Origin of the sequence: Paenarthrobacter sp. Y-19, assembly GCF_029223985.1 — a bacterium.
Taxonomy (GTDB): Bacteria; Actinomycetota; Actinomycetes; order Actinomycetales; family Micrococcaceae; genus Arthrobacter; species Arthrobacter nicotinovorans.
Genome location: NZ_CP119414.1, coordinates 2,627,291 through 2,640,671, shown reverse-complemented (window position 1 = coordinate 2,640,671; position 13,381 = coordinate 2,627,291). Strand labels below are relative to the sequence as shown.

The following is a 13,381-nucleotide window of genomic DNA, read 5'->3' as shown; positions in this document are numbered from 1 at the left end:
TCATGGGTTACAGTGCGCCAACCACTATCGCCGAGTCCCGCTGCCTGGTCATCGGGGCCGCCAGCGGAATCGGGCTGGCGACGGCTGAACGCCTCAGGTCTTCCGGCGCCACAGTCATGGGTGCGGACCTGCCATCGCCCACCTGGCCTGCCGGAGCAAGGACCTCGTCACCTGCAAGCACCTTGTCACCTGTAGGGGATGTCGCCGTGGACGTCACAGACCCGGCATCGGTTGCGGCCGCGGTCTCCGCGGCGGTGCTGGGCATGGGAGGCCTCGATGCCGTGGTCAACTGCGCCGGGATCCTCGGCCCCGTTGCCCCGGCAGCCGCAACATCTGTCGAGGACTTCGAACGCATCATGCGGATCAACCTGACGGGCGCCTTCATTGTCTCCAAGGCCGTGTTGCCCGGTATGGCCCAGGCAGGATACGGCCGGTTGCTCCATATCTCCTCGACGGCGGGCAAGGAAGGCGTTGTCAACATGCCGGCGTACTCCGCCAGCAAGGCGGGGATCCTGGGCCTGGTTAAGTCCCTGTCCAAGGAGTTTGCCCTGTCCGGCATCACCGTCAATGCGCTCGCTCCGGGCAATGTGGTGACCCCGCTGTTCGCCGAAGTGCCGGCACAACAGCAGGCGGCGCAGGCTGCCAAGATCCCCATGGGCAGGTTCGGAACGCCCGCCGAAGCGGCTGCCCTCATCGAATTCGCCGTGTCGCCCGCGGCGTCCTACACCACCGGCTTCGTCTTCGATCTGTCCGGCGGTCGGGCAAGCTACTGACCCAGCCCTACTGACCCAGCCCTACTGACCCCGTCGCACGCCTCCGGCTGGAGCGCACCACGAACTCCGGCCAGTACCAGAAAGTTAGCCCCGCAGATGACCACACCATCACCTCTTACCGCCGAACCCCTGCGCATCGGAATCGCAGGATGCGGCGCAATCTCACGCAACCACTTGGAAGCCTTCAACGCCCTTGCAGACGCCGTCATAGTCGGCGTCTGCGACGTGGACCTCCAGCGCGCCCGGGACACTGCCGAAGCCCGGGGAATCCCAGCCGCAGTGAACAGTGTTCCGGAGCTCCTCGGTCTCGGGGTGGACGTTATCTCGGTGTGCACGCCGCACCCCACCCACGAGGAAGTGGTGCTCCAGGCCGCTGCCGCGGGAGTCCACGTGCTCTGCGAGAAGCCCATATCCACGGACCTGGCCTCAGCGGAACGCATGGTCAAAGCCTGCGACGACGCCGGCGTCAAGCTCGGAGTCCTCTTCCAACGACGCTTCTGGCCGGCCGCGCAACGCATCCGCGCAGCGATCGACGACGGCACCCTTGGCCGGCCCATCATGGGCCGTTGTTCTGTGATGCTTCACCGTGAGCCTGAGTACTACTCCCGGGACGCCTGGCGCGGGACCTGGGCCAGCGACGGTGGCGGGGTGCTGATGACCCAGGCCATCCACTACATCGACCTCCTGCAGTGGTTCATGGGAGAAGTGGCCGAGGTCTACGGCAAGATCAACACCTTCAAACACAGCGGCCACATCGAAGTGGAAGATTCCGCGACTGCGGTCATCACGTTCGCTTCCGGGGCCATCGCCACCCTGGAAGCTTCGACGGCGGTGTCCCCGAGCCTGGGCGTCCAGATCCGGATCACAGGAGAAACCGGAGCATCGGCTTCCCTGACTGAATTCCCGGAAGGCAGCGACGGACGTGTGGACCTGTGGGCCGCGGCCGGGACGATCTCCTCCGAACCCGTCTTCCCGAGCGGGGTTGACCCCAACGTCAGCCTGGCTACGATCAACGGCCAGCTGATCCCACACCACACCACCCAGGTCCGCGACTTTGTCCGGGCACTCCGGAACGGCGACGACCCGGCGATCACCGGCCGGGATGCGACGAAAGCACTAAGGATACTGCTGGCGGTCTACGAATCATCGCGCACGGGAGTCCCCGTCCGCTTCGACCACGCGCCTGCAGGCACACGAGCACCCGCAGAACTTGCAGGCTAAGGAACACCCATGGAACAAACAAAACGCTATTCAGACCGCCCCCTGGCACTTGGCCGCAACGGCCGCACCCCGAAAACCCTCCGGAACCGCCTGGCCTCCGCTCCCATGGAACGCAACTACGGCACCACTGACGGGCGGATCACCGATCAGTACATCGATTACCTCGTGACCCGGGCAAGGGCCGGACTCGGCATGGTGACTACCGAAGCGACATACGTTCGCGCAGACGGAAAGGGCCGAACCCACCAGCTCGGACTGCACAGCGACGCCATGATCCCGGGCCTGCGGAGGCTCACTGACGCATTGCACGCCGAAGGTGCGCTCGCCGCCGTCGAACTCAACCACGGTGGGCGAACCGCGCAGGCTGCGGTCTCGGGGCATAAGAACCTTGCCCCTTCACCGGTAGCGTGCGAAGTTGCAGGTGGCGAGGTTCCCCGTGAACTCACTGTCGAGGACTGCCATGAGCTGGTGGAAGCCTACGCGCAGGCCGCACGCCGGGCGGTGGCCGCAGGCTTCGACGTGATCAACATCCACGGCGCCCACGGCTACCTGATCCACCAGTTCATGTCCCCTCTGTCCAACCACCGCACGGACGAGTTCGCGGCTCCGGAGCGGTTCATGAACCTCGTCATCGACGCCGTGCGGGAAGCCGTCCCGGACACTGTGGTGGGCATGCGCGTCTCCGTCGTGGAGGGACCTGCAGACGGCATCACCGCCGAACAGCAGGTGGCCATCCTCGCCAAGGCCCACTTGGAGCATCTGGACTTTCTGGACATCTCCGCCGGGAGCTATGAGGCCGGTGAATGGATCGTGCAGTCCGGGGAGTGGAAGCCGGGAATCCTGGCAGGCTATGCCAAGGCGTACCGGCAGTTTGGTCTTCCTTTGGGCATGGCCGGCCGCTTGAACTCGCCGGCCATTATCGAAGAGGTACTCCGGGACGGCAGCTGCGACTTCGTCAGCCTTGCCCGGGCGATCCATGCCGACCCGGGGTTCGTAGGCGGCGTCCTGCGCGATGAGCGTTACCGGCCCTGCATCGCCTGCAACGTGTGCATCGACAACCTGGGCCTCGGCCAGGTGACCTGCACAGTCAACCCAGCGGTGGGTCGCTCCCGTGTTCCCGTACCGACGCCCTCTGTCCGAGAGGGGTCCCGCGTGGTGGTTGTGGGCGCCGGACCCGCAGGTCTCACTGCCGCGCGCGAACTCGCCGAAGCAGGAGCGAAGGTGACCTTGTTCGACGACGGCGTCCGCCCGGGTGGCCGGTTTGCCCTCGCGGAAAGGATGAAATCCACCCCGGACTTCCACCGTTTCGCTGAATGGTCAGCGGAGGAGAACGCCCGGCTCGGCATCGAGGTCCGCCTGCGTTCGCGCGTGGACACTGCGCACCTTGGCGGAGTGGTCCGCGACACCGCGGCAGACGCCGTCGTACTGGCCACCGGCGGGCTCCGACCCGAGGCGGGCTTCAATGGCGGAGACATGTCCAACGTCCTTGACGTGCGCGACTGGCTCGCCGCCCACCTGGAAGTGATCGAGGGCGGCACCGAGGACGTAAGCGACGTACCCGAAGCCCTGACGATCTGGGGTGCCGACTCGGTGGCCATGAGTGTGGCGGACACACTGGCAGACCGGGGGACTGCCGTCCTGTTGATCGGCCCTCAGCAGGCTATCGCCCCCGAGTCGGGGCGCCGCGCCAAAATCCTGGCAGTGCCCCGGCTTGAAGCCAACCCCCGGGTGCGGATCCGCCTCGGCGTCGTCATCGAGGAGTTCGACGGGGGCCGTGTCCGGATCAGCGGCCCGGACCTCCCTGCCGGAGGCGAATGGCTCGATGCGCCCGGACCGCTCCTGGTGTCACGGTCCGTCGCTCCCTTGGACAGCACTATTCCCCGAAACATCCGGGACGCAGAGTTGAGCCGCGTCGCCGGAGTGCCTGTGACATTGGCCGGAACCGTCGTGGACCAGACACCGGCCATTGCCTCCAACGCCGTCAAGAGCGGCTACGACGCGGCCCAGCGGATCGCCTTCCTGCTCGCTGCAGACGCTGCCGCCACCAACGAACTGACACTGAACGGAACAAAGCGATGACCCGAAACGTGCACAGGCCGATCGGCCTGGCCCAGTTGTCCCTGCTTCACACCCCGCCTCCTGCCTTGGTGGACGTTGCCGCCGTGGCGGGTTTCGATTTCGTTGGACTCCGGGTCCGCCCCGTGACACCGACTGAAAGCCCCTACGACCTTCAGCCGGGGTCGCGGATGTTGCGCGAAACGTTGTCGCGGATGAAAGACACGGGCGTGACCGTGCGGGACATCGAGTTCCTCCTGCTCGACGGCACCGACCAACGTGACACGTGGCTGCGCATGATGGAAGCGGGCCAGGCCCTGGAGGCGAGCTCCATCACCGTTGCCGGTGCCGCTCCGGACACCGCCCGACTGGTCGGAACACTTGCCCGGATGACAGAGGACGGCCGCGGATTCGGGATCACCCCCACGCTGGAGGCGATCTCCTACCAGCCCGTAGCCTCGATCGCCCAGGCCGCAGACATCGCACGGCAGGCTGGTTGCCGGATCGTGGTGGACACCCTGCACTTCAACCGATACAACGGTCCGGGCGCAGCCAGGCAGTGGGACGCGTTGCGCGCCAACGCCGACCTCGTGCCGCTCCTGCAGTTGTGCGATGGGCCGCTTGCCCGACCCGGGACCCGGGATGGACTGGTCACCGAATCCCGCTCGGAGAGGGGTATACCCGGCGAGGGCGAGTTCGACCTCGCGGCCGCGGTTGCAGTATTACCGGCGATTCTTCCGGTCAGTGTGGAGGTACCTTCGGACCGGCGGGTCGCCGAACTCGGCGATGCCGGCTGGGCACGCCTGCTGAGGGCAGGGGTTGACGCCGTGCTGACCCGGGGCTGCAGCCTTCAGCCAAGCGGCTCTCCCGATACGGCAGGTGCAAAATGACCTGCAAGGGCACAGAGACCACGACGACGGAACTCGCCAATGGCGTCCGCGTACCCCTGATCGGCCTGGGAACCTGGCCACTCAGGGGCGAGGACGCCGCCGCGGCAGTGTCCCAGGCCATCAGCAACGGCTACCGGCACATCGACACAGCAGAAAACTACGCCAACGAGTCGGCTGTAGGGGAGGGCATCCGTCGCAGCGGCATCGCCCGGTCGGAGCTGTTCCTCACCACCAAGTTCAACACCCGGTGGCATAGCCGGAGCGGGGTGCGGGAGGCGTTCGGCAATTCGGTGCAGCAGCTTGGGACCGACTACCTGGACCTGTTCCTGGTTCACTGGCCCAACCCGGCCCAAGGTCGATACGTCGACGCCTGCGAAGAACTGCAAAACCTCGTCGACGACGGTTCCATCAGGGCCTGGGGTGTTTCCAACTTCAAACCGTCGCACCTGAAGGCTGTCCAGGGGGCAGGCCTGGCAGTTCCGTTGAACCAAGTGCAAGTCGACCCCGAGCACGGCCAACCCGATCAGCTGGCCTACCACCGCGGACACGGGATAGTCACTGCGGCCTACAGTCCGCTGGGACGAAGCGGCGGATTCCTTAGCCACCCGGCAGTCGACGGTCCCGCGAAGGAACTGGGCAAGACTCCAGCCCAGATCGTGCTGCGCTGGCACGTCCAGCACGGCCGGGTAGCGGTACCCAAATCGGCAGACAGCCAACGCCAACAGCAAAACCTGGATGTCTTCAATTTCCGCCTGAACCAGCAGCACATGGCTGCGATCGACGCACTCGAAACCGGCGCGGCGCCCCGCCTGGACTCTGACACCTACTTCCACTGAGAAAGCACTGAACATGAATACACCCCTGGATTCTTCCTCTGCCCTGCCCGCCGTGGACTGCGACGTCCTGGTCATCGGCTCCGGCGCGGGCGGCCTGTCCGCAGCTGTGACCGCCGCCTATCACGGGCTGAAGGTGGTGGTTGTTGAAAAGGCCGACGTCTGTGGCGGCGCTACCTCCTGGTCCGGCGGCTGGGCCTGGACCCCCGGCAATCCCTTGGCAAAATCAGATGGCGTGGTGGAGGACCGCGAACAGTTCCGCACCTACCTGCGCCACCGGCTCGGAAACCACTACCAAGAGGACAGGGTGGAGGCTTTCCTGGAAGCCGTGCCCCACATGGTGGGGTTCTTCCAGGACAAGACAAGCCTGCAGTTCGTACCCGGTACCGAGATCAAAGACATCTATGGCGACACACCAGGAGCCGGCACCGGGCACCGTTCCGTCGGGCCTAAGCCGTTCAACGCACGCAACATCAGGCCCGGGCTCCGCGCGATGATGCGCCACCAGCTCTACGAAACCTCATTCCTTGGAATGGGCATCATGGCGGGTCCGGATCTGCGCAAATTCCTCTCCGCCTCCCGAGGCAACGTCAAAGGCATCTTCCACGCCGGCTGGCGGGTTGCCTTCCATCTGCTCGATCTTGTTACACACCGGCGGAACATGCAGTTGGTCAACGGAACCGCGCTCACAGGCAGGCTGCTGAAGTCCGCTGATGACCTTGCTGTGGAGATCCGCGTCTCCACGCCGGCCAAACGGCTGGTGACGGATGCCTCGGGAAAGGTGGCGGGCGCCGTCGTCGATTCTCCCCAAGGGGAACTGCAGATCAACGCCTCCCGTGGCGTCGTCCTGGCGGCCGGAGGCTTCCCCAATGACGTCGCCCGCCGCAAGACATTGTTCCCGAAGACGCCCACGGGCCGGGAGCACTGGACACTGGCGCCAAAAGAAACCACCGGCGACGGCATTTCCATGGCACAGGCAGTGGGTGCCCGGTTTGAGACCGACGTTGAGTCGCCGGCCGCCTGGTGTCCTGTCTCCCTGGTCCCATACATTAATGGACGCACCGGAACGTTCCCGCACATCATGGACCGGGCAAAACCGGGCAGCATCGGCGTCCGACGGGACGGCAAACGATTCGTCAACGAGGCCCAGGGCTACTACGACTACGTCCAGGGCATGTTCAACGCCACTCCTGAAGGTGAACCGGTCGAAGCGTGGCAGATCGCTGATGCAGCGTTCGTGCGAAGGTTCCCGTTGGGGATGGCCAAGCCCCTTCCCGTGCCGCTCTTTCCCTACCTGCGCTCCGGTTACCTGAAGAAAGGCAACACACTCGAGGAGCTGGCTGCGGCATGCGGCATCGATCCGCAAGGACTGGCAGAGACCGTCGCGGCATTCAATGACAACGCCCGCAAGGGCATTGATCCCGATTTCCAACGTGGCAGCAGTGAATTCAACCGCTATGGCGGCGATCCCGGAAACAAGCCCAATCCTTCGCTGCGTGCTTTGGAGAAGGGTCCGTTCTATGCTGTCCGGATTGTCCCCGGTTCGTTCGGTACCTTTGCCGGGCTCGCAGCAGATTCCCGGGCACGCGTCCTTGACACCCATGGCCAACCCATCGGCGGCCTTTATGTCGCGGGTAATGACCAGGCCTCAGTCATGGGCGGCCATTACCCCGCAGGAGGCATCAATCTCGGACCGGCCCTGACTTTCGGGTACATCGCAGGGCGCGATCTCGCTGACGCCACCGTCTACGAGGACGACGGCGGCGCTGCCCCTTCGCAGCGACGGAACCTGGCGACGCTGGCCGAAAGAGCCGAAGGATTGGAATCCGAGGGTGGGTCAATCACAAGGATCTAGCTCTGGCGTGGTATCGCACGCTAGAATGGATGGGCGTCCACGGCCGTCAAAAGCCGGACAGGCCGCCACATCCCTTGATCCAGAAAGCCAGCATGCGAGTACTTGCAGCAATGAGCGGCGGAGTGGACTCCGCCGTGGCCGCCGCCCGAGCCGTTGAGGCAGGGCACGACGTCGTGGGGGTCCACCTCGCGTTGTCCCGCATGCCGGGGACCCTTCGCACCGGCAGCCGGGGCTGCTGCACCATTGAGGATTCCCGTGACGCGTGGCGGGCCTGCGACGTCCTGGGAATTCCCTATTATGTGTGGGATTTCTCCGAGCGCTTCAAGGAAGATGTCGTCCAGGACTTCATCGACGAATACGCCGCCGGACGGACGCCGAACCCGTGCATGCGCTGCAACGAGCGCATCAAGTTCGCGGCATTGCTGGAGAAGGCGATCGCCCTTGGTTTCGACGCTGTTTGCACCGGCCACTACGCCAAGGTGATCGAAGACGCTGACGGCAACCGTGAACTCCACCGTGCTGCCGACTGGGCCAAGGACCAGAGCTACGTCCTGGGCGTCCTGACCCATGAGCAGCTGAAGCACTCCATGTTTCCGCTGGCGGACACACCCTCCAAGGCAGAAGTTCGTGCCGAGGCTGAGCGGCGCGGCCTGTCTGTGGCCAACAAGCCGGACAGCCACGACATCTGCTTTATCTCCGACGGCGACACCCGGGGCTGGTTGGCCGAAAAGATCGAGATGACCACCGGTGACATCGTTGATGAAACCGGGGCCAAGGTCGGCGAGCACCCTGGCGCCAACGCCTTCACCGTCGGGCAGCGCCGCGGGCTGAAGCTGGGCACTCCGGCCGCTGACGGCAAGCCCAGGTTCGTCCTCGAGATCCGTCCCAAGGAAAACAAGGTAGTCGTGGGCCCCGAAGCCCTGCTGGCGATCGACGAGATCCGCGGCATCAAGGTCTCCTGGGCCGGCCTGCCCATCCCGGAGGTCGCCACCGGCGCCAGCTTCGAATGCCACGCCCAGGTCCGTGCCCACGGCGATCCCGTCCCCGCAGTCGCGCACGTGGAAGCCGTCGAGGACGGGTCCGGCGTGGAACGGGCACAGCTCGTCGTCACCCTGACCGACCCGCTGCGTGGCGTGGCTCCCGGCCAGACCGTGGTTCTCTACCAAGGCAGCAGGGTCCTGGGGCAGGCAACCATCGACGCCGCGCGCTCACTTCAGCGGGTAGCCCTCTAGGAGCCATTGCCTCCCGAATGCCCCGACTCCATACTGGGCTAAGCAGCGTTTCCGCTGCGGTGTTTGGGGTCCGCATTCGGGACGGCGATGACTGTGGCATTTCCAAAGAAGAGCCCGGGAGACATCAAAGCCGGGCAGATGGTCTCCTTGACCATCCTTGCTGAGGGGCCGATCGCCCCCGCCGGGGGTGCGCCGCTGACGGCACAGGTACGCATACCGGTTGAACGGTTGCGGCGCGGTCCCACGGGCCACCGCTACGCCATCCATATCCGGAAGTGGCGGGGGACCACCGTATCCCCGGTGAGCCTGACGCAGCCGGGAGATCCTTGGCGGTTGATTTCCGAACCACCGCCGGCCGGCCTGCGCGAGCTCCTGGACGACACCCGCTTCCTGGCCCAGCACGTCTACGGTGTCGCGATGAGCACCCTGGAAATCTTCGAAACCACCCTGGGCAGGCGCATGCCGTGGAACCCCGAAGGGCGTGTGGTGCTCAAAGCCCGTGACCTGGTCACCGCAACAGACACCGGGTACGAGCGGGGCACCAACATCATCCGTTTCGGATCCGTGGACCGGATGGGATACAAAGTCCCGACTGCCCTGTACCGCGACATTGTTGCCCATGAGGTGACACACGCGATCCTGGATGGGTTCAGGCCGGCCTGGGCGGACCAGATGGCCACCATGGAACAGCTGGCCATGCACGAGGCTTTGGCCGACATCGTGGCCATCCTCTCCGTGTTCTCTTCCAAGGAAGTTGTGTACCGGCAGCTCGAAGCCGCGGCAGGAGGTTTCGAAGCGGGGCAGACCGTTGATGACGCAGTGCTGATGCGCTCGCTCTTTGACTTCGCCCGGGATCTCTTTGCCCGTGGGCCACTGCGCGAGCCGTTCGTCGGTGCCGCGCCGGAGGGCTGGCAGTTGCTCCCCGAACCCCACGCGCGGGGTGCTGTCGTGGTGGGTGCGGTGCTCCGGGCCGTCCAGCGCTTATGGTCCGAAAGGAATGCCCGCTACGGCGGGTTCCACAGCCTCCAGCAAAAGGCCGAGTCCGGTTCGATTGTGGCAACCAGGATCCTTCGCATGGTGATTCGGGGCCTGTCCTACATGCCGCCGGTGGATGTTTCCTGGCGCGATCTTCTGCGCGGAATCATAGCCGCCGACCTCGACATGGTTCCTGACGATGTCCATGGATACCGGGAAGCACTCCAAACCGAGTTTTCCGCAATCGGCATCCGCCGGGTTTCGTTGAACAACATCAGCGGGGTTGAGAACTACAGCGGGCTCCGTTACCCGATCCGCCTCTCGGCACTGGGATCAGACCCCCAGGAAGTACAGCGCTTCGTGTGGGAGAACCCGCGGCTCCTGGAGGCCGCCCGTCTCGAGCGGCGCACACCCCTGAGTTCCACCCGGGTCCGTACGTCCGAACGCGTATCGCCGGACGGGTTCATCATTTCCGAGATCGGAGCATCCTTCATCCAGACGGTCCGGATGAGCCGGAGGGAAGCCTATGTCCGCCTTGGGGTGAAGACCGGGCGGGACTTCATTGACGTCCGTGGAGGAGGACTGTTGAGGTTCGACGCCGGTGGCCGCCTCGTCTATGCCGCGCTCAAACCCGTCATGGACAGGGAACGGCAGGGCCAGCTGTTCGGTTCCGACCAGCACCACGAAGCCGAGCAAGCGGCCTCATCCGGGGTGCGCAACAAATTCCACGGCACGGGGGACTAGGCAGGCCGGAACGGCAGGGACCTGATGCGGGAACTGAACTCAAGCTCCCCAGGCCGCTTTGCGCGCAGCCCTCGACGCCTCAAGCTGCGCCACCTGGTCGAAGCCGCCGGCCTTCAATCCCTTGCTCACTTCTTTGAGGAGGTCAGCCCGCCCCAAGCCTCCGTCGCTGCGCAGGGATTTAACGAGGTTGTACGTGAACGCGCCGTTGTACCGGCCTTCCATCAGGGCATCCGCTGCGGTTTGGTCGGATCTGCAGGCTGCCATGAGGACCGGCGTGGACAACTTGGCGGTCTTGACAATATCGCGCAGGGTCCGGGTCTCCAGGTCCTCGTTCGCCATGACGGCCCGGGGCGTTGGTCCAGGCAGGAAGCGCGGGCGACGGCCGGGAATCAGGTCCAGCGACTTCAGCCCGGTACCACTGTGGCAGGTATCAAGCAGCACATCCATCAGGACTCCATCAGGAAGGCGGCCGAACACGGCAGCCAGTTCGTCGTCTGAAATGACCGTTCCGGGGTCCCAGGAGTCACCGGCATCGTTGATGTCGTGGCAGGCAAAGGCCTCATCAAGGCTGTCGTCTTCGTCGCCACCGGTATCCGGAATCTGCGTGCCATGGCTGGAGAAGGTGAACACGATCTGCTGGATGGTGCCCTCGACCGCCGCGTCCACCAGCTTGTTGACCTCCGCCAGAACCATCTTTTTGGTGGCTTTGTCATCTCTCAGAACGGTGACCTGTGATGCTGGGAATCCGTAGCTTTCCTCGAGCAGGCCGGCCAGATCCTCGGCATCGTTGACACAGCCGTGAAGCCAGCTGGACTCCGGAAGGTACTTGAATTTGTTGATCCCCACACAAAGGGCTGCCTTTTCCATGAGCCTGACTTTCGACGTGTGATCCAGCGGTTGAGCACCCGGGATAAACCATATTCCTGTCCCACCTGTCCGGCAATGCTCCCGTAGTGCCTGGGGAAGCTACTGGAAAGTAAATTTTGTGTCTCAAATCACCAAAACGGGGGTTCGCGGGCTTCGAAGTCTGGTTGAATCGAGGCACTAAGAGTGTGCTCCGTCACAAATATCCCACGGCGGAGCATCGAATCCATCGAACAGAAGGTTCACCAGATGGCACTGAACAAGAAGGCCCTGCACGGCGCTATCGCGCTGGCGGGCATCTCCGCATTCGCCTTAACGGCATGCACGGGCCCCTCCGGTGGCGGCTCCTCGTCTGCTCCGGCGGCCGCAGGCCCCATCGCCTACGGCACAACAGACAAAGTCACATCACTGGACCCCGCGGGTTCCTATGACAACGGTTCATTCATGGTGATGAACCAGGTCTACTCCTTCCTCTTGAATTCCAAGCCGGGTGGCGCGGAACCCGTACCGGACCTCGCCGAGTCATCGTCCTTCACGGCCCCTTCCGAGTACACCGTCAAGCTCAAATCCGGGCTCAAGTGGGCCAACGGCCACACATTGGACTCCAAGGACGTGAAGTTCTCCTTCGACCGCCAGGTGGCCATCAATGATCCTGCCGGACCGGCATCGTTGTTGACGAACATCGACAGCGTCAGCGCGCCCGATGCCACCACCGTGGTTTTCAAGCTCAAGAACGCCAACGATCAGACTTTCAGCCAGATACTCAGCAGCCCTGCCGCACCGATCGTCGATGACGAGGTCTTCCCGGCAGACAAGATCCTCTCCGATGACGAGATCATCAAGGCGAACGCGTTCTACGGCCAGTACACCATCGACAGCTACAAGAAGAACGAACTTGTCAGCTTCAAAGCCTTTGCCGATTACAAGGGCGTCCTCGGGAAACCGGCCAATGATGCAGCCACCATCAAGTACTACGCCAGCCCCACCAACCTGAAGCTGGAAATCCAGCAGGGAGCGATCGACGTCGCCTTCCGCAGCCTGAGCGCTACGGACATCGACGATCTCCGCAAGGACTCCAAGGTCAAGGTACTGACGGGTCCGGGCGGTGAGATCCGCTACATCACCTTCAACTTTGACACCATGCCGTTTGGAACCAAGGCAACCGGAGCGGACCCCGCCAAGGCTTTGGCAGTACGCCAGGCCGTGGCCAACCTCGTAGACCGACAGGCCATCGCCGACCAGGTCTACAAGGGCACCTACCTGCCCCTGTACTCCAACGTCCCCAGTGGATTCCTCGGCGCCAACGAGTCGTTCAAGGACGCCTACGGCGATGCCGGCAAGCCCAGCCTGGACAAGGCCAAGAAGGTCCTTACCGATGCTGGAATCACTGACAAGGTGGCATTGAACCTGCAGTACAACCCGGACCACTACGGCGGATCATCCGGTGACGAGTACGCCATGATCAAGGAGCAGCTGGAGAAGTCCGGACTGTTCACGGTGAATCTCCAGTCCACTGAATGGGTCACCTACAGCAAGGCAAGCCGTGCCGACGAGTACCCGCTGTTCCAGTTCGGGTGGTTCCCCGACTTCAGCGACGCCGACAATTACCTCACCCCGTTCTTCCCCGACGGCGGATTCCTCAAGAACCACTACAACAACCCCACGGTGAACGACCTCATTGCCAAGCAGCTCACCGAGGCCGACAAGACCAAGCGTGAGGCGGACATCAAGGACGTCCAGAACGCGCTGGCCAAGGACATCTCCACCCTGCCGCTGCTTCAAGGCGCCCAGGTGGCTGTTGTCGGAAGCGGCGTGAACGGCGTCGACAAGACGCTGGATCCTTCCTTCAAGTTCCGTCTCGGAACCGTGTCCAAGTAACAACGCTCTGTGATGGGGGAGGCGGGCCACTGATCCAGTGTCCCGCCTCCCTTGCTGACCA

Annotated in this window: 10 protein-coding genes; 9 read left to right on the top strand and 1 reads right to left on the bottom strand. The window is 64.1% G+C overall.

What is annotated here, in order from left to right; genetic code table 11:
• The first annotated feature begins 2 nt into the window (after positions 1-2).
• The 8 genes from PYR64_RS12350 (at position 3) to PYR64_RS12315 (ending at position 10,578) form a co-directional block, all read left to right on the top strand.
• Positions 3-773 carry an SDR family oxidoreductase gene (locus PYR64_RS12350; RefSeq protein WP_275775479.1) on the top strand — a complete coding sequence of 257 codons (771 nt, stop codon included), beginning with the start codon at positions 3-5 and terminating at the stop codon, positions 771-773.
• A gap of 96 nt (positions 774-869) precedes the next feature.
• Positions 870-1,994, top strand: coding sequence for a Gfo/Idh/MocA family oxidoreductase (locus PYR64_RS12345; protein ID WP_275775477.1), 1,125 nt, complete (start codon positions 870-872; stop codon positions 1,992-1,994).
• A 9-nt stretch (positions 1,995-2,003) separates the two neighbouring features.
• Positions 2,004-4,073 carry an FAD-dependent oxidoreductase gene (locus PYR64_RS12340; RefSeq protein WP_275775475.1) on the top strand — a complete coding sequence of 690 codons (2,070 nt, stop codon included), beginning with the start codon at positions 2,004-2,006 and terminating at the stop codon, positions 4,071-4,073.
• Positions 4,070-4,939, top strand: a complete 870-nt coding sequence (locus tag PYR64_RS12335; RefSeq protein WP_039242153.1) for a TIM barrel protein — start codon at positions 4,070-4,072, stop codon at positions 4,937-4,939. The genes PYR64_RS12340 and PYR64_RS12335 overlap by 4 nt, the downstream gene beginning before the upstream one ends.
• Positions 4,936-5,775 (top strand): aldo/keto reductase, encoded by an 840-nt coding sequence (locus PYR64_RS12330; protein ID WP_210077063.1) that lies wholly within the window; start codon positions 4,936-4,938, stop codon positions 5,773-5,775. Before PYR64_RS12335 ends, PYR64_RS12330 begins: the two co-directional genes overlap by 4 nt.
• Positions 5,776-5,788: 13 nt before the next feature.
• Positions 5,789-7,627 carry an FAD-dependent oxidoreductase gene (locus PYR64_RS12325; protein WP_275775471.1) on the top strand — a complete coding sequence of 613 codons (1,839 nt, stop codon included), beginning with the start codon at positions 5,789-5,791 and terminating at the stop codon, positions 7,625-7,627.
• Positions 7,628-7,737: 110 nt separating this feature from the next.
• The gene (gene mnmA, locus PYR64_RS12320; protein ID WP_229778574.1) at positions 7,738-8,859 is read left to right on the top strand and encodes a tRNA 2-thiouridine(34) synthase MnmA; all 1,122 of its coding nucleotides are present in this window, start codon (positions 7,738-7,740) and stop codon (positions 8,857-8,859) included.
• A 93-nt stretch (positions 8,860-8,952) separates the two neighbouring features.
• Complete coding sequence (locus PYR64_RS12315) at positions 8,953-10,578, top strand: hypothetical protein (protein WP_146230279.1); 1,626 nt, start codon at positions 8,953-8,955, stop codon at positions 10,576-10,578.
• A gap of 39 nt (positions 10,579-10,617) precedes the next feature.
• On the opposite strand, the gene PYR64_RS12310 is transcribed toward PYR64_RS12315, so the two are convergent.
• The gene (locus PYR64_RS12310; protein WP_018776457.1) at positions 10,618-11,445 is read right to left on the bottom strand and encodes a caspase family protein; all 828 of its coding nucleotides are present in this window, start codon (positions 11,443-11,445) and stop codon (positions 10,618-10,620) included.
• 246 nt (positions 11,446-11,691) lie between these two features.
• Between PYR64_RS12310 and PYR64_RS12305 the strand changes: the two genes are divergently transcribed.
• On the top strand, positions 11,692-13,320 hold the full coding sequence (locus PYR64_RS12305; RefSeq protein WP_026266945.1) for an ABC transporter substrate-binding protein: 1,629 nt from the start codon (positions 11,692-11,694) through the stop codon (positions 13,318-13,320).
• Positions 13,321-13,381 lie beyond the last annotated feature (61 nt).